The 17,309-nt window shown below is 61.1% G+C and carries 15 protein-coding genes; 7 read left to right on the forward strand and 8 right to left on the reverse strand.

Annotation, left to right across the window (positions count from 1 at the left end; all coding sequences use genetic code 11):
- Positions 1–182 precede the first annotated feature (182 nt).
- A complete protein-coding gene (locus GCU68_RS10425) occupies positions 183–854 on the forward strand; it encodes an HD domain-containing protein (protein ID WP_152941372.1) in 672 nt (223 codons plus the stop codon).
- A 42-nt stretch (positions 855–896) separates the two neighbouring features.
- Here GCU68_RS10425 and GCU68_RS10430 read toward each other — a convergent pair whose 3' ends face one another.
- Entirely contained in the window at positions 897–1,574 is a 678-nt protein-coding gene (locus GCU68_RS10430; protein WP_152941374.1) for a LysE family translocator, read from the reverse strand.
- Between the two features lie 206 nt (positions 1,575–1,780).
- Here GCU68_RS10430 and GCU68_RS10435 point away from each other — a divergent pair, with 206 nt between their 5' ends.
- A complete protein-coding gene (locus GCU68_RS10435) occupies positions 1,781–2,449 on the forward strand; it encodes an O-methyltransferase (protein ID WP_152941376.1) in 669 nt (222 codons plus the stop codon).
- Here the strand turns inward: GCU68_RS10435 and GCU68_RS10440 are convergent.
- The 3 genes from GCU68_RS10440 to GCU68_RS10450 all read right to left on the reverse strand — a co-directional run bounded on the left by GCU68_RS10440 (position 2,434) and on the right by GCU68_RS10450 (position 7,066).
- Positions 2,434–2,889, reverse strand: a complete 456-nt coding sequence (locus tag GCU68_RS10440; RefSeq protein ID WP_152941378.1) for a hypothetical protein — start codon at positions 2,887–2,889, stop codon at positions 2,434–2,436. The two genes, GCU68_RS10435 and GCU68_RS10440, sit on opposite strands and share 16 nt — an antisense overlap.
- A gap of 68 nt (positions 2,890–2,957) precedes the next feature.
- Positions 2,958–6,506 carry a PAS domain S-box protein gene (locus GCU68_RS10445; protein WP_152941380.1) on the reverse strand — a complete coding sequence of 1,183 codons (3,549 nt, stop codon included), beginning with the start codon at positions 6,504–6,506 and terminating at the stop codon, positions 2,958–2,960.
- Between the two features lie 101 nt (positions 6,507–6,607).
- Complete coding sequence (locus GCU68_RS10450) at positions 6,608–7,066, reverse strand: DUF1467 domain-containing protein (protein WP_152941382.1); 459 nt, start codon at positions 7,064–7,066, stop codon at positions 6,608–6,610.
- A 178-nt stretch (positions 7,067–7,244) separates the two neighbouring features.
- Between GCU68_RS10450 and GCU68_RS10455 the strand changes: the two genes are divergently transcribed.
- Positions 7,245–7,658, forward strand: coding sequence for a hypothetical protein (locus GCU68_RS10455; RefSeq protein WP_152941384.1), 414 nt, complete (start codon positions 7,245–7,247; stop codon positions 7,656–7,658).
- Positions 7,659–7,676: 18 nt separating this feature from the next.
- On the opposite strand, the gene GCU68_RS10460 is transcribed toward GCU68_RS10455, so the two are convergent.
- Both GCU68_RS10460 and GCU68_RS10465 read right to left on the reverse strand, forming a co-directional pair.
- Entirely contained in the window at positions 7,677–8,483 is an 807-nt protein-coding gene (locus tag GCU68_RS10460) for a mechanosensitive ion channel family protein (protein ID WP_152941386.1), read from the reverse strand.
- A gap of 606 nt (positions 8,484–9,089) precedes the next feature.
- A complete protein-coding gene (locus GCU68_RS10465; RefSeq protein ID WP_152941388.1) occupies positions 9,090–9,881 on the reverse strand; it encodes a creatininase family protein in 792 nt (263 codons plus the stop codon).
- A 332-nt stretch (positions 9,882–10,213) separates the two neighbouring features.
- On the opposite strand from GCU68_RS10465, the gene nikR reads away from it, so the two are divergent.
- The 4 genes from nikR to GCU68_RS10485 all read left to right on the forward strand — a co-directional run bounded on the left by nikR (position 10,214) and on the right by GCU68_RS10485 (position 14,270).
- The gene (gene nikR / locus GCU68_RS10470) at positions 10,214–10,642 is read left to right on the forward strand and encodes a nickel-responsive transcriptional regulator NikR (RefSeq protein ID WP_152941390.1); all 429 of its coding nucleotides are present in this window, start codon (positions 10,214–10,216) and stop codon (positions 10,640–10,642) included.
- Positions 10,643–10,817: 175 nt separating this feature from the next.
- On the forward strand, positions 10,818–11,189 hold the full coding sequence (locus GCU68_RS10475) for a cupin domain-containing protein (protein WP_152941392.1): 372 nt from the start codon (positions 10,818–10,820) through the stop codon (positions 11,187–11,189).
- A gap of 207 nt (positions 11,190–11,396) precedes the next feature.
- A complete protein-coding gene (locus GCU68_RS10480) occupies positions 11,397–12,584 on the forward strand; it encodes an orc1/cdc6 family replication initiation protein (RefSeq protein WP_152941394.1) in 1,188 nt (395 codons plus the stop codon).
- 534 nt (positions 12,585–13,118) lie between these two features.
- Complete coding sequence (locus tag GCU68_RS10485; protein ID WP_152941396.1) at positions 13,119–14,270, forward strand: acyl-CoA dehydrogenase family protein; 1,152 nt, start codon at positions 13,119–13,121, stop codon at positions 14,268–14,270.
- Between the two features lie 144 nt (positions 14,271–14,414).
- Here GCU68_RS10485 and GCU68_RS10490 read toward each other — a convergent pair whose 3' ends face one another.
- Together GCU68_RS10490 and GCU68_RS10495 are read right to left on the reverse strand one after the other, a co-directional pair.
- On the reverse strand, positions 14,415–14,987 hold the full coding sequence (locus tag GCU68_RS10490; protein ID WP_152941398.1) for a HalX domain-containing protein: 573 nt from the start codon (positions 14,985–14,987) through the stop codon (positions 14,415–14,417).
- Between the two features lie 226 nt (positions 14,988–15,213).
- The gene (locus GCU68_RS10495; protein WP_152941400.1) at positions 15,214–17,196 is read right to left on the reverse strand and encodes a 3-hydroxyacyl-CoA dehydrogenase/enoyl-CoA hydratase family protein; all 1,983 of its coding nucleotides are present in this window, start codon (positions 17,194–17,196) and stop codon (positions 15,214–15,216) included.
- Positions 17,197–17,309 lie beyond the last annotated feature (113 nt).

Below are 17,309 nucleotides of genomic sequence, written 5' to 3' on the forward strand. Positions count from 1 at the left end.
TGACTTTAACGGAAATTCGTGGGTGATCGGTCGATCGGCCGCGCAGTCGTCGACACGCGCCAGCGCGCCGTGTCGTGTTCCCATCATGTTCGCGCAGAACTATGCTGAACCAAAGGCTAAAGAGCGAAACGACCGAACATTCTGCTAATGACTATCGTTCGTTTACTGCGGAGGGATCTCTCGTGGGCGTCGAAATAAAAGAGACGAGGGTGACCGATGCTGAGTTCGAGGAGATGAAAGGGTTCGTCTTCGAGTATCTCGCGGCTAGCGTCGAGAAAGAAGAGGAAGGTGGCCGCATGCGCTGGTACCCTTGGCACTCCGCCGAGTACCGGCACAACCACATCCTCAACGTGGTCTCGCTGTCCGAAGAGATCGCGCGCAAGGAAGGCGCGGACGTCGACGTCACGCGCGTCGCCGCTCTCTTTCACGACGTGGCCAAACTCGAGACGGATCAGGAACTCCACGCCGAAGCTGGCGCTCGCGTCGCTCGCGAATACCTCGAGTCCCGAGCCGGGTATCCCGAGTCGTTCATCGAGCAGGTGTGTCGAGCGATCGAACACCACTCGTTTCAGGGCGATCTGACCGATCTCGCCCTCGAGACGCAGTGTCTGATCGAAGCCGACTTACTCGATAAGGTCGGTGCGAACGGCACGGCGCTCATGCTGTTGCGCATGGGCTATGAGGCACGCACTCACATGGACGCCGGCGAGATGGTCGACCGCGTCTTAGAGCGCGGCTACGACGCCGCCTCGCGCGTCCAGAGCGAGACTGCAGAGAGCATCGCCCATCAGCGACTGAAGCGCGTGAAGTGGTTCCGCGAGTGGCTCGAAGACGAGATCGCGGCGATGGGATAACAGCGCGTCCTAACAGCGGCCCCTTTTCGACTGCCGACCGTCTCAGACGACTCGTGCCGTTCCCGCGACGAGAAAGAGGAGCCCGAACCCCGCCAGCACGACGGCGCTGAGGCCAGCGACGGCGGGCGCGAAGTTATCGACGCGTCGACCCGCTGCGACCAGCGTTGCGGGATAAATGACGATCCAGATCGCGATGCCACCGAAGAATCCGGCGAGCAGCGCCGGCGACCCGGTCTGGACGATCAGTTCCCCAGCAAGCGCCGCACCAGCGCCTGGGACGTGGGCGAGAACGTCGAGCGTCCCGGACTCGAGTAAGCCGACGCCGACGGTGAGCCAGAACCCGATCTGGTAGGGGTTGGTCAGCGAGAGCGCGAACGTTTTCCGAAAGCCGTTCGACTCGTGGCGGCCGCCGTCGGTAAACGACGTGGCGGCGCGGGCCTCTTCGATCGCGCCGACGGCGAAATACAGCATCAGCAGGCCGCCAGCGAAGTAGAGTACTGGCCGGACGATCGGATAGCGGTCGATCACGGCCATCGCACCGGCGAGTGTGAGGACGAAAAAGAGGACGTCCGCGACCATCGCACCGAGGCCGGCCCGAAAGCCGGCCGGCCAGCCGCTGACGACGCTTTCCTCGGCGATAATGGCGTTCATCGGTCCCGGCGGTGCAGCGAGGGCGAGTCCGAAGACGACACCCGCAAGCGCTGTCGTAACGACACTCATGTCCGTTTGCGCACACTCCGTCGGCAGCCGTGAAAAGCCCAGTGACTTCGACGCGAGCCGACACGAGCGCCCCACTGACGCCTGAGACGGACTGTTGTAACTATGGATCGCCAATCGCCAGAACGAGGCCGGCGATCCGCGAGTCGTGACTACAGGAGACCGTCTGAGACGACGGCTTTGATGTGATTGCCGCCGTAGACGCAGTCATGGTTGACGTGCTTTCGGACGAGATCGGGCGCTTCATTCGGGCGGTCGGTCCGGATCCCGACGAACAGCTTCGCGAGATGGACGACTACGCCGACAGCGAGGGATTCCCCCACGTCGGCCCCGAGGTCGGCGCGTTTCTCCGGTTCGTCGCCCGCATGAGCGACGCCGAGCGAATCTTCGAGTTCGGCTCCGGCTACGGCTACTCGGCGTACTGGATGGCCGAGGCGTTGCCCGCTGACGGCGAACTCGTTCTCACCGAAGTCGACGAAGACGAACTCGAGTTGGCTCGCGACTATCTGACCGCAGGCGGCTACGACGACCGCGCGCGGTACGAACTGGGAGATGCATTGGCAACGGTCAAGCGCTACGACGGCCCGTTCGATGTCGTGTTGATCGACCACCAGAAACACCGGTACGTCGACGCTTTCGAGGCCATCCGCGAGAAGGTGCCGGTCGGCGGCGTCGTCGTCGCGGACAACGCGATCACCGCCGGTCCGATCCAGTTCGAGAAACTACTCGAGATCGCAGACGGCGGAACGCCCGAAGACGTCAACGAGCATACTCGAGGGATCGCCGACTATCTCGAGCGCGTCGGCTCTGATCCGGCGTTCGAAACGATCGTAGTGCCCCTTGGCGAAGGAATCGCGGTCAGTTATCGAGTCGAGTAGTCGGACGTCTCGCCTTCGAGAATCTGTTCTTCGGGCGTGTCGGCGCTCGACGTGGCTCCATACTCCCGGAAGCCGAGAAACGCCGTCGTCGAGCCGGCCGAGAGCAGCGTCGCCCACGTGACCGCCAGCAGCCCGCTGACGACGGGGTCAACGGGACCCGGAACGGTCGCACCAACCGTTTCCAGCCCTAGCATGTGCACACCCGCAACGGCGATGAAGACGGCCCAGAGCGCGAGTGCGAGATGGGCAAGCGTTCGTCGCGAGACTCGAGTTGCATACTGAGCGACACAGTAGACGCCAGCGATCGCGACTGCCGTCGCCCCGGCGGTCGGGACGAGTGCGTCGGCGCCACCGGTCGTGCCGGCAACGGCGAAGCAGACGAGCGATATGGCGAACAACTGCCGATCCGAACAGGTAGTAGTCGGAATCACGTCGTGCACCGCTTTGCTGGGACGAATAGGCGATCAGATATATAGCTGTTGGATCCTCGTGTGAACAGCCCACACAGTTATGCGCTCCGATCAGCCGCTGGAAGCGTCATCGAGAACGTCGTCCCCTCGCCGGGTTCGGTCTCGACCCAGATCTCGCCGCCGTGGCGGTCGACGATTCGCCGACACAGCGCCAGCCCGATTCCGGTCCCCGGGTGTTCCTCGTATGTGTGCAACCGCTGGAACACCTCGAATATTTCATCAGTCTTGTCGGGGTCCATGCCGATTCCCTCGTCGCTGACCGAGACGACCCAATCGCCGCCATCACGCTCGGCCGAGACGTGGACCCGCGGTGGCTCGTCGCCGCTGTACTCGAGCGCGTTCGAGAGGAGGTTCTGGAACAACTGGCGCAGCTGTCCCGTGTCTCCGCGAACACGGGGCAGCGACGACGTTGTCACGGTCGCGTTCTGTTCGTCGATCCGAAACGCCAGCGTCTCTCGAACGTCCTCGACGACGGCCTCGAGGTCGACCGGCTCGAGTTCGTCACCTCGCGTTTCGACCCGCGAGTATTCGAGCAGGCCGTCGATCATCGCCGACATGCGATCGGCACCGTCGACGGCGTAGTCGAGAAACTCCAGTCCGTCGTCGTCCAAGACGTCCTCGTAGCGACGTTCGATCAACTGGAGGTAACTCGAGATCATCCGTAAGGGCTCTTGCAGGTCGTGAGAGACTGCATAGGCGAACTGTTCTAAGCGTTCGTTTGACGCCTCGAGTTTGCGCTGGTACTCCGTGCGCTCAGTGACGTCTTGGACGACGAACATCCCCGTGGTGATCTCGCCGGGGGTCTCGACCGGGAGGGTGTACGCGAGCAGATCTCGACCATGGGACGTCATCTCGAAGGTTCGCTCCTCGCCCGTCAGTGCGGCCCGGAAGTGTGGATCGACCTCCGCGGCGAGGTCGTTCGGATACCGCTCGTAGATCGTCTGTCCGATCACGTTCCCCGGATCGATCCCGAGCTCGCCGATGAGTTGGCCACCGGCGGCAGTAAAGCGGAGTTCGTCGTCGAAGAGGGCGACCACGCCGTTCGGGAAGTTCTCCGCAAGGGTTCGATAGCGCTGTTCGCTCGCCTCGAGTCGTCGCTGTCGCCTTCGGCGGTCGGTGACGTCCCGGACGATCCCTGCTCGCTGGTAGCCGGTCGCCGCGTCCTCAGTTTGAGCGGCGTTGCGGTCGTGATCGACGACGTCCGCGGTGCTGCCGCCCGCATTTCCGGCCATCTCTTCGGTCATCGAAATTCCCGTGACGGTCACTTCGATCGGGACCTGCGTTCCGTCTCTCGTCTCGAGTGTGGTCTCGATCGTCGACGACTCGCTGTCGTCGGTGAGCACCTGCTTCGTGTGCCCGATCACGTCCTCGCTGGCGACGAGCGACGCATGAGCGCCGAGCAGTTCGTCTCGATTGTAGCCGGTGAGCGAAGTGTACGCGTCGTTGACGGCCGTAAACCGCCCGTCTTCGTCGATAACGTAGATCCCGTCGTCGATGGTCTCGATAATCCGCTCGTACTGCTCGAGTTGTCGTTCCCGTCGCTTTCGGGCCGTGATATCTCGGAAATACACCGACAGGCCCGTTTCTGAGGGATACACGTGGATTTCCATCCACAGGTCGAGTGACTGTGAGTATCGCTCCCAGGAGATTGACTCCTGTGTCTCCATCGCCTCCTCGTATCGATCGACGAGCTCGGATCGCGTCCCGCCGGGGAATACGTCCCAGACCCGTTCTCCGACGAGTTCGTCGCTCGAGTAGCCCAGCAGTTCCTCGGCGCGCTCGTTGACGTGGGTGAACCGCCACGACTCGTCGAGCGCGTAGAACGCGTCCGAAATCCGCCCGAGGATCTCGCTCAACTCCGTCTCGAGTTCGCTCTTGTGGCGCTCGAGGTCGCGTTCGGCTTCCTTCCGAGCCGTGATATCCTCGGCGATGGCGATCACGCGCGCAAGTGAGCCGTCGCTTTCGGTGACCGGCGCAGCGTTCACCGAGAGCCAGGTCCGGTCACCCGAAGGGGCCTCGATCACGAGTTCCTCGTCGAGAACCGGGTCGCCGGTCGCCCGGACGCGAGCGGCCGGGGTATCGTCCGGCGCGAGTGGCTGTGCCGAAGCGTCGGTGACCCGCCACTCATCGGCGGCGGCGAGCGTCGCGAGCGTCGCGTCGTCGGATAGCCCGTAGTCCTCCCGTGCACGACGGTTGACCAAGAGGACGTCACCGTCGGCGTCGGTGACAGAAATCGCAACCGGAGCCGTGCGAAGCAGTTCCTCAGTCTGGACGCACTCGCGCTCGAGACGGTGTTCGTGATGCAGCCGATCGAAGGTCGCCTCGAGGCTCGAGGCGACGATTTTGGCGAGCGAGCGGTCGCCCTCGTCGAACGCATTTCGCGTCTCCGACCCGATGATCACGATACCGTGCTCACCGATCGGGAGACAGAGTTCGCTTCGAATCGGTGTCTCCGGATTGTAGACGTCCGGATCGGATCTGACGTCGCTGTAGATCGATGGCTCGCCGCTCTCGAAGACCTGCCAAGCGATTCCCTCACCTTCCGCGAACGTCGGCAAGTCTCCGAACAGCGTCGCTGCGGGATTGGACCAGGCGACCGGCTCGAGACGGTCGGTCTCCGAGTCGTAGAGAAAGACGCCGTTGATCTCGAGTCCGAGAATATCGAGCAAGTCCTGCGAGACTCGCTTGGCGACGTCCTCGCGGCTGTTCGCACCCATCCACTCGTGAACGGCTTCGTTCAGCCGCCGTAACTGGGAGACCCGGCGGCGCTGTTCAGTCACGTCGTAGTAGAGTTCGATTCGGCCGCCGGCGTAGGGGCCGGATTCGATCGGCCTGCTCCGGTGCTCGAGCCAGCGTTCCTCGCGGTCGTTACCGGGGGTGACGTGACACTCGAAGCGTTCGACGTAGTCGGTGTCGTCGTAGGTGGCACCGACGGTGTCCGCGAAGGAGTCCGGGTCAGCGACCCGATTTCGGATCGTCTCCTCGATCAGCCGTCGCTTATCGCGACCGAGAGCGGCAGCCCGGTCGAGACCGAAGTAGCGCTCGGTCGCTTCGTTGATCCACGCTACGTTGTGCTCCTCGTCGAGGACGAAGACGCCGACGTCGGCCTCATCCAGGGTCTGCATAGCTGATTCGAAGGCCGTGTCCGTCAGGGAGCTGCTCGGTCGAGCGCTGTCCGACTGGTCGACCGCTCGGACGACGCCCACAGCGCCACGGTGCTGTCCATCCGCCCGAACGTGATTCACTCGGAGCCGACAGGGCACGGCCACTCCGTCGGCGGTCCGGAGTGGGTACTCGAGCGTGGCGACGTCGCCGGCGGCTCGCTGCTGGTCTCGGACGTCTCGTTCGAATCCCGTCATCTCGATGCCCGATAGCAGCATCGTAACGGGGTTGCCGAGGAGGTCCTCGCGGGCGTACCCCGTTAGCTCGAGGAGCGTGTCGTCGACTGCGACAAACTGACCGTCGGTGTCGAGTCGAAAGACGCCGCCCTCCATCGTCTCGACGAGCGTCTGGCACCACTGCGGCTCCGTCTGGCTGTCGTCGGCTGCCCAGAACGCCGTGTTTGACGGTTCTGTCCGGTCGCTCATTGTCTGCATCAAGCCACTCAGACGCATAAGTCCAGCGTGCACGCAACGCATCCAGTGCCGGTTCGCGAACGCGACGACAGCCGAGGGTCGGAGGAGCGTCGCTACTCGTCCCGCCCGTCGGCGTCGACAAGAATGCGCTTTTCGGGGGAGGGTCGACCCGGATGAATCCCGTACTGAGCGAAGCCGTAAAGAACTGTTAGTGCCACCGCACAGCAGACCACTGCGGCAGCGACCGACTCGAGTGCGAGTGAGAGGGCGGGGCTGGCAACCGTCTCTCCAACGGCCGCCGCCGAGTCGCTCGCGGGAGCCGCAACCAGCGCGTACGGGAGAAAGCTGACGAACGCGACCGCCCACCAGCGCTGGGTCGCCAGACGGAGTCGGTCGACGCTGTAGTTCTGAGCGGAACGAGCGATCACGGCGACTCCAAGGGCTGTCAATCCGAGCCCCAGAAGCAATCGAAACGGTGCGTCCAAGCCAGTATTAATTGTGATGCCGACAGCGATGATCGAAACAGCGCCGGCGAGTCGCAAGACAGCGGAGACAGAGAACGGACGAGTCATGGCTTGACAACGGTAGTCGGTCGTTGTACAAAACTCTCGCGAACCGATCGCGATCGATTGGCAGGGAGGCAGTCGTCGGTTGGTTGCGGCCGACAACAAAGGACGTATTACCAGTGCCGACGAGACGAACGTGAGAACGAATGTGGCCGAACGTCGATCCGAATTCGGAGGACGATTCGTGCAGTTCCTGAAACGACTCTGGAAGCGACACGTGACGGGCCAACCCGATCGCTATCAGGCATATGTCTCTCTTCCGACGCGCGACGATCACCTCCCGTTTGGCGAGGTTCACGACCATATCGAGGAACTCGAACACGTCTTTGAGGGCCGTCTCGACGTGTACGCACGGTTAGGGGGTATCGCGGTAACCACCGACCCCGTCCCGGCCGACCAGTTCGACCGAGACGCGTTCGAAGCCGCACTCGACCGACTCGAGGACTGTTACGCCGACACGCACTCGCTAGTGCGACTCGAGAAATGGCGGCCATCGAAGGACCGACTCGTCAAATCATTCGTCATCGTCCCGGTCAAACCGCTCTTTCCTCGGGAGGAACCCGACGACGCGCCGCGGGTCCGGTCGGCTGCCGACTGACGGGGAATGTCGATCGAATCAGTCGTCGTCGCTTGGACCGGGTTCGGATCCAGGTTCACGGTCGGAACGAGAGGACTGACCGCTGGCTGGACGGTCGCCCCCGGTCGTTCGTCCGCCTGAAGCCTCCTCGTCCGGTGTGACGGTGACAGTACGTCCCATCCACCGGTCGATGTTCTCGGCGACGTAGTCTTTGCCACCCCAGCCGAAAGCGATGCCGGCACCGATGGCGACCGCTGCGGCGAGTCCCCACGCAAGTGCTCGCGCGAAGACGTAGAGGATGCCGACGTCGATCCCCATCGTATCGAGGCCGATGACGATCGCCGTAAAGTACAGGAACATCCGTGCGCCGTTGGCGAACCAGCTCGCGTAGGCTGTTTTGGTCGCCGCTCGCGTCCGCTCGATAACGTCACCGATGAAGTCGGCGACAACGAATCCGATGACAATGACAAGCAGGCCGGCGATGAAGGCCGGCAAGTAAGCTACTGCCGTCGAGATCCACTCTGAGAGGAGTTGGATCGCGAGCGCGTTGGCGGCCGCGAGGATGGCGATGCCGTAGACGAACCATTTCGCGAGCGAGCCGAACGCGCTAGAGACGGCTCGTTCCGTGCCGCCGAGTATGCGGCCGAGCGGGGTCTCGAGAACCATTCTGTCGAGTTCAATTCCATCGGCGAGCCGTCGAACGGCTCGCGCGGCGATGCGACCGACGATCCAGCCGACGAAGAGGATCACCAACGCACCGATCAATCGCGGGAGGAACGTGACGAGTTCTGCGGCCGGATCTTGTAGCCAGTCGGGAACTTGTTGGGCGGGTTGTTGCTGTAGCATGTGTGAACATCGTTGTTGTGCCCCGTGCTTTGTAATTGAGTGCCTATCAAAATGTAGTGAAAACAACCAATCATAGCCGAAGACGGCGCCTCGATTGAAGTATCCGTTATCCCGAATTGTACGTCCAGTGGATCATAACGAAACGATGGTGGAAGCAACAGATAGACTGAGAAGACTAAACAGGAAGCGGTGTGATGACTGTCTCGCCCGCTAGCGATAAACGACAATTGCTGTCGATGCCGCGCTTTGAGTGATCGATCACGCTGTGGCGCTGTCCAGTTCGGGGAGCATCACGCCGTCGTATCTACCGAGTTCCTTTCATGATCGTGTCCCGACTGATCCGCCGCTTCCCATCCATAGCGAGGGTCAGATCCATTGAGTACATCCGTGCACAGTCGATCGGTTCACGAGCGACGGCTGATGCGATAGAATCCCGGTGAGAACGTTACAAGCCGTCGAATTCGATAGATACGTCACTGTAGATCACGACAAGTGATATGAATTAGGTCGACAGTAGCGCACATTGACTGCCATATATTTAACATGAATGACTGTTTTGGTAATGAGTGGTTAGCTAGACTGGACCTGCAGCTTCCGGGAGCGAGCCTATGTGCCTCTATCAGGCTGCGGATCGACGTGTGGTTCCGGCAGGAGGTCCTCGAGCGGCTGGTCGTCGAGCCACTCGAGTAATCTCACGAGCTGTTCCGAAGCGGCCTCGAACAGCTGGGTGCCGATTTCGGGCGTCGCATCTGTTTGGTCGCCGAAAACGCCGTTCTGACTGTTTTCGATTGCATCGTAGAAGGTGGTCGCGCCGTGGACGCGTTCGGCGTCGTAATCGAAGACGGTACCGCCGTCACGAGCGTCCTCGAGGCGGTCTTCGCGGACGAGCGTTTCGGCGATGTGCATGATCATGGCAGTTTCCTTGGGGCCGCCGTGGGGTCCGGGGGTCTCGAAGACCTCCTCGATCAGGCCGGGGATCGATTCGTCCCACATCCACTCGATGGCATAGGCCGTGGCGTCGTCGTGGAGACGGCGGCCGACCTCCCGGAGATGGTCGACGTTGCCACCGTGGGCGTTGACGTAGACGATCCGGTCGATACCGTGGTAGGTGAGATTCCGCGAAAAGCTCTCCACGAAATCTCGAAACACCGGCGCCTCGATCCACATCGTTCCGTGAAACTGCCGGTGGTGGGAACTGACTCCAATCGGGATCGGTGGCGTACAGAGATGGCCCGTCCGTTCGGTTGCCTCGCGGGCGAGCGCTTCGGCGATCATGTAGTCGGTCCCCTCCGGCAGATGGGGGCCGTGCTGTTCGGTCGATCCGAGCGGGACAACCGCGAGCGATTCGTTTGCGACGTACTCACCGAGATCTGGCCACGTCTGATGGGGGAGGTACATACCTACTGGTCACGTTGGAGCCAGAAAACTGTCTAGTAAACTTTCGTTTCGACACTGGCCTCGACCCGGTCTTGGCACTCGATCGGGAGACGCAGCTACCGAGTCTCCGTCGCCACTTTCCGTCAGTACACACCCGACCACGCGACGACCCTACATCGATTCGGACCTCGGTTCAGTTGTCGGTGTGACATCGATCGTCTCAGATAGTGGTGTGTCAGATAATCGTTCTGATCAGTGCAGACTCCCTTTCGGATGCCGGTTTTCACGGTTCGAGATCGATCGACCCGGGATCCATGATAAGCCTTAATAGATAATGGCCGTCGAGTTATTATATGGCAGTCGTAAGCGTCTCGATGCCGGACGAACTCCTCAAGCGACTCGATCAGTTCGCGGACGAACACGGCTACACCGGCCGGAGCGAAGTCGTCCGGGAGGCCTCTCGGAATCTGCTCGGCGAGTTCGAAGACACCCGTCTCGAGGACCGTGAGCTAATGGGCATCGTCACGGTGTTGTTCGACTACGAGACGACCAGCGTCGAAGAGCGGATGATGCATCTCCGCCACGAACACGAGGATCTCGTCGCCTCGAACTTTCACAGCCACGTCGGGGACCACTACTGTATGGAACTGTTCGTTCTCGAAGGCGAACTCGAAGACATCTCGACGTTCGTCGGCAAGATCCGAGCGACCAAGGACGCGCTGACGGTGGATTACTCGGTGATTCCGGTCGACAGCTTCGATCCGATCTCGCAGGACAACTAAAGCAGAGGTTGCCAGCGATTCGTGACGGCGCTGTTCGTCGTCCGTCAGCGAGCCCGTTCGGTCGTCTAGCTGGCTGAACAGCTGTCGATCGATATTTCTCGATTTGGGCACCGAATTTATCACTCACTTCGAGCGAACAGTATTGTTTTACCGTTTGCCCATCCAAGGGTCGGGCATGAGCTATCGGAAGGTCAACTACGAGGAGGTCGAGCAGGTCTCGAGTGCGATGCATTTCCTGAGTGATCCACTCGAGACCGAGCAGGTGGGTGTGACGGTAGCACGGTGTGATCCGGGGTGGAACAGCAAGCCACACGACCACACGGACAACGATCACGAGGAGGTCTACGTGCTCATCGAAGGCGAAGCAACGGTGGTCGTCGACGACGAACCGGTCGCGATGGAAACCGGAGACGCCCTCTGGCTCCCGCCGGAGTCGACACGTCAGATCCGAAACGGCGACGAGGAGAGCGCGTTCGTCCTCGTCAGCGCCCCGAGTATCGGGGACGAGGACGGCGACGAGTGGTTGCTCTCGGGATTCGCTGGCTGAGCACTCGAGCGGGTGCCGGCCTCCGATACCCTCTCGCTGGTGGTCAACACAGCCGCTACTCGAAATCGAGTCGCTCGAGCGACGGGCTGTGCTCGAGTGCGTTCGACGTAACACCGGAAGTGGTGGGGTTGCTACTATATAATTCATTGGATACAGCGGAAGCAGCGGAACCAAAGGATAAAGCCGTCCGCCGAGACATCCTACACAATGTCGGATTTTAGCTTCAAGCCGACTGGGAGCATCTTCAAAGAGCGTGAAGCACTCTTAGAGGAGTGGACACCCGACGAACTGGTCGGCCGGGACGAAGAACTCAGGCAGTATCATGCGGCACTGCAACCCGTCATCGAAGGTGAGACGCCCTCGAACATCTTTCTGTACGGGAAAAGCGGCGTCGGGAAAACCGCCGCAACCCGATTTCTCCTCCAACTGCTCGAGCGCGACGCCGGGAAGGTCGATGGGCTCGAACTCCATACGGTCGAAATCAACTGCGACGGTCTCAACTCCAGTTACCAGACGGCCGTCGCGCTCGTCAACGAACTCCGTGATCCCGCAAATCAGATCTCGAACACCGGCTATCCGCAGGCGTCGGTTTACCAATTCCTGTTCGACGAACTCGATGCACTCGGTGGCACCGTCCTCATCGTTCTCGACGAGGTCGATCACATTCGTGACGACAGTCTCCTCTACAAACTCCCGCGAGCACGCTCGAACGGCGACGTAACGGCTGCACGACTTGGCGTAATCGGCATCTCAAACGACCTCGATTTCCGAAATCAGCTCAGCTCGAAAGTCCGCTCGAGTCTCTGCGAGAAGGAAGTCTCGTTCAGCGCCTACGACGCGACCGAACTCTGTGAAGTGCTCCGCCAGCGTGAGGCAGTCGCGTTCGAAGACGACGTCCTCGACGACGGCGTCATCGAGATGTGTGCCGCCTACGGCGCGAAAGATTCCGGTGACGCACGACAGGCACTCGATCTCTTACTCGAGAGTGGCGACATCGCCCGTGAAACCAACGCCGAGTTGGTGACGGAAGCCCACGTCCGCGAAGCCAGAGAGCGACTTCAGACCGATCAGGTGGTCGAAGGGATCAGCAACTACTCGATGCACGGCCAACTCGTCCTGTGGGCGTTGACGATCTTAGAAGAACGGGGGCAGACGCCGGCGCGCACCCGTGACGTCCGTGAGCCATACGAGATGCTGTGTGAACGCGAGGGGAACGATCCCGTCTCCGACCGTGCGGTGCGTGAGTATCTCGCCGAACTCGAGACACTCGGCATCATCTCTTCGACGCAGGTCAATCGCGGCAAGGGCGGCGGAAAGTACAAACAACACGAGTTGGATCAGTCGGTCTCGAGCGTGAAAGCCGGACTGTCGGAGCTGTTAGATACCGCTGCGTGACCGTCAGTTTTGATTCTGTTGTGTGTCCTTTCTCTCATGCCTTTGCTGGTTTTCCGAACGTTGACTCTCCCAATTGGCTCGGCTGTTCACTCAATCGACCCCAATTAATCTGACTACACTCGACCCCACTACTTCCGCTGTTACGGGGGACTGTGTGTTACACCCCCACCCCACTGGTTCCGCTGTTAGTGGCTTCAGGGGCTACCGACCTCGTTCATCCCGGTCCGGATGCCCGCTCATATCGGTCAAGAGAAATAGTATAGAATTAAGTACGATTGCTAAAAACTGTATCCGCAAGCCGTTCATCACTATCTACAAATTACCCCCTCCTACGGGGGTGATGCAGTCGTCTCACCGCTAACAGCGGAACCAGTGGGGTGGGAGGGGTCCACGACGCTGGACGACTCGAGTGTGATCAGGTGTTGATTGACGTTCAGTGGCTACTATAGCTCCGTCCTGGTTTCCGTCGGCGGTCGCTCGAGGCTTGCACAGTTGCCCCGCGGCTATATCCACAGTGCGACCGTGTGACAGGTTATGGAACTACTCGAGGACAGCATCGTCCCGGAACACGCACGCGACATCAAAGCCGAGGCGCGTGAGTTCGCGCGCGAACACATCGAACCGAACGCGCAGGAACACTTTCAGGCCGGAACGTACCCCGAAGAGATCCTCGAAGCAGGCCAAAAAGCAAATCTCGTCGCACAGGACATCCCCGAGGAGTGGGGTGGCCGCGGGCTCGACCTCCCGCAGTTGCTCGCGCTGACGGAGGAGTTCTACCGGGCCGATGCCGGGATCGCACTGACTCTGCAACTGGCGAGTTTCGGCTGTGAGATCACTTATAAGTACGGCACCGACGAGCAATGCGAGGAGTACATCCGACCGGTCGCGGAAGGCACACAGCGCTCGGGGCTCGCCGTATCGGAACCGGAGACGGGAAGTGACCTCGCCGGAATGCAGACCACGGCCGAGAAAGACGGCGACGAGTACGTCTTAAACGGCGAGAAGTACTGGATCGGTAACGGTGTCGAAGCCGATTGGGTGACGGTCTACGCCCGGACGGGTGAGGACGAGGACAACCGGTACGGCAACCACTCGATGTTCATCGTCCCCACCGACACCGACGGCTACGAGGCCGAACACATCCCCGAGAAGATGGCGATGCGCGCCTCGAAGCAAGCCCACATCGAGTTCGACGACTGCCGGATTCCCGAATCGAACCTGATCGGCCACGAGGGAGCCGGCTTCATGATGCTCGCGGAGTTTTTCAACCACGGTCGAATCATCGTCTCCGGCCACAGCCTGGGTCTCGCCGCGGCCGCCATCGAAGAGACCTGGGCCTTCGTCCACGACCGCGAGGAGTTCGGCCGAACGATCAACGAGTTTCAGGCAGTTCAACACGGCCTTTCGGATATGCTCATCGAGTTCGAGCGCGCTCGAGCGCTCACCTGGCGGGCCTGCGAAAAGGTCGAAACCGGTGAGCACGCTGGCTACTGGGCGGCGCTATCGAAGACGAACGCGACGGAGGCGGCGACGGCCGTTTCCGAACAGGGGATGCAGTTTCACGGCGGTCGCTCCGTTCTCGACGAGCGTCGGATCGCCCGCGTGTTCCGCGACGCCCGAATTCCCGTCATCTACGAGGGGGCAAACGAGATTCAGCGCAACCTGATCTACGGGCAAGCGCCGTAAACCGAATCAGACGTCGCCGTCAGTATCGACGGGACACCGATACTCGGCGTTCGAGACAGTCACTGCCGAGCACGCGGATGGGCCGCGGTCGAGAGAACGAAGGGGCGAGGAGAAGGGTTGGCTTCGAGTTCGATGGCGATGTGGTCAGTTCTCTGATTGGAGGTCTTCGAACGCTCCAACGAACTCATCGTGAGATTTCATTTCTGAGATCGTCCCGTCGACACGATCCCGGAGTTCCGTGACACGCGCACAGAGTTCTCGATACTCGTCGTTGTTCGCGAGTTCGCGTTCGACCTTCTCGGATTCCAGCAGGGCTTTTTTCGAGACGAGCGCGTAGTACTTCCGAATGTCCGATTCATACTCCGATCGGCTGGCCACGTCGTCGACGATCGTGACGAGTTCGTCCTTCGAAACCGGTTTGACGAGGTAATCGTCGAAGCCCATCTCGATGATATCGAAGTCCGGGTCGACTGCGGTTACCATCACGACCCGCGAGTCGTAGCCGTGGTCTCTGATCTGCGAAAGGACCTCGTCGCCGGACAGGCCTGGCATTCGCCGATCCAGCAAGACGACCTCAACGGAGTCGAGCATCTTTTCGAGCGCCTCGTCACCGTCGTAGGCTGTGTCGACGACCCATTCGGTCTCGAGCCATGCGGCAAACAGATCTGCGAGGCGAGCCTCGTCATCTACGACGAGTACCTCGAGTGTCTCACTCATCGGTTGTCCCCTTTGTCCTCGTCATCGATTGAAGCCACGACTTACCAATAGTCCCTCCGGATGATAAATCTCGCGACCGGTCGTGGGAGCGCCACTGCTAGCGGGATCGGTTGTCTCGGGCCGTTGCCGGAACGGTTCTCCCCGAGACGCCAATCAGTGTTCAACGGCGCGTGTCACCGTTGTTGGTACGATAAAACGAGATCGGGTGTCGAAGGCAGCAGGCGAGTTACTTACCTTCGAACTCGGGGTCGTCGTCGCCGAAGAACGCGTTGATACCCTCGTGGACGTCCTCTGAGTTGACGACGTGACCGAAGCCCATCGACTCGACCTCGAGGCCGGCTTCGTGGTTGTCCCAGCCTTTGTGCATCGCACGCTTCGTAAAGCGCATCGCGAGTGGCGGGCCACCGGCGAGTTTCGCAGCGTAGTTCTGTGCAGCCGACTCGAACTCGTCGGGTTCGACGACCTCGTTGACGAAGCCGAACTCGGCCATCTCCTCGGCCGGGGACCGGTCTGCGGTGAAGATGATTTCCTTTGCACGGCCCATGCCGACGATGCGCTGGAGGCGCTGGGTGCCGCCCCACCCCGGGAGCAGACCGAGGTTGAACTCGGGCTGGCCGAACTCAGAGCGCGAGGTCGCGATCCGGACGTCGGCACAGGTTGCAAGTTCCATCCCGCCGCCGAGACAGTAGCCGTCGATGGCAGCGACGACCGGCATTTCGATCTCCTCGAGGCGACCGAACGTCTCCTGACCGTACTTGGAAAGTTCGACCGCGTCGAACGGATCCGCTCCGCCGCCGGCGATACTCATGAAGTCCGCGCCTGCGGAGAACGCCTTCGAGCCGGCACCCGTCAGCAGGAGTGCACGAACGCTATCGTCGTCCTCGAGGCGGTCGATCGCGGCGTCGAGTTCCTCGATGAGCTCCAGGCTGATGGAGTTCATCTGCTGGGGCCGGTTGAGTTCGATCTGTGCGACCTTGTCGCCGGGATAGGTCAGTTCGATCGTGTCGAACTCCACTGCGCCGTTTTCCTCGTCCGCGCCGTCGTAGAACCCACCTTCGTCGGCGACGGTGGCGAGGTGGTCGAACGGCTCGTAGCGTGGGTGGTCGGTCTCCTCGTAGGCAGCCTCGAGTGCGTCAGCGAGTTCGGCGACGCCGTACTCGTCGGCGAACTTCGCGGGGCCTTTCGGCCAGCGACCGCCGAGTTTGACCGCGGTGTCGATCTCTTCGGGTGAGGCGACGTCATCTCCGACGAGGTAGGCGACTTCGTTCGCGAGGACGGCGAGCAGGCGTTCTTTGACCGTCTCGCTGAACAGGTCGTCATCCATCGAGACGTCCGCGCCGTCTCCGTCCTCGTAGTCGTAGAATCCTTTGCCGGACTTCTGGCCGAACTCTTCGTTTTCGACCTTTTTGTTCATCAGCGGGCACGGCTCGTAGCGGTCGCCCGCGACCTCGTGCATGTACTCGAGGACGTGATAGCCGACGTCGATACCGACGTAGTCCGCGAGTTCGAAACTCCCCATCGGAAGCCCGATGTCGAACTTCGTCGTCGCGTCGACCGCTTCGATGGTGGCGACGTCGTCTTCGACGAGCCACGCGGCTTCGTTCATCAGCGGAACGAGAATGCGGTTGACGATGAAACCGGGGACGTCCTTGCGGACGCGGACCGGGGTCTTTCCGATGTCCTCCGCAAGGGCCTCGACGATGTCGAGCGTGGCGTCGTCGGTGTGTGCACCGGAGATAACCTCGACGAGATCCATCCGGATCGGCGGGTTGAAAAAGTGCATCCCACAGAAGGCGTCGGCTCGGTCCGTGAACTCGGAGAGATCCGTGATCGAGAGACTCGAGGTGTTCGTCGCGAAGATCGCGTCGTCGGGGGCGACCGACTCGAGTTCCTCGTAGACGTCCTGTTTGATTTCCATCTTTTCGGGGACGGCCTCGATGACGACGTCGGCGTCGCCACAGGCCTCTGCCATGTCGACGAGCGGCGTGATCCGCGCTAAGGTGGCGTCGGCTTCCTCCTGGGTAAGCTGGTCGTTCTCGGCGAGCTTGTCGAGCGACCACTCGATCTGTTCGTATCCGTTCTGGACGAACTCGTCGTTGATATCACGTAGGTTGACGTCGTAGCCAGCCATCGCGACGACCTCCGCGATACCGTGGCCCATATTTCCTGCGCCGAGAACTGCGACGGTGTTGATGTCTTCCAGCTCCATGGTCACAGTTCCAATCGGCACGGGTTTCAACGTTTCCCTATTTCCTAAAGAAAACTATAGTTTTGTTTACTGTCGGTTACAAAGCTCTTTACCGCTGGCCTCGGAACTCGTTG

Source organism: Natronorubrum aibiense, from assembly GCF_009392895.1.
Taxonomy (GTDB): domain Archaea; phylum Halobacteriota; class Halobacteria; order Halobacteriales; family Natrialbaceae; genus Natronorubrum; species Natronorubrum aibiense.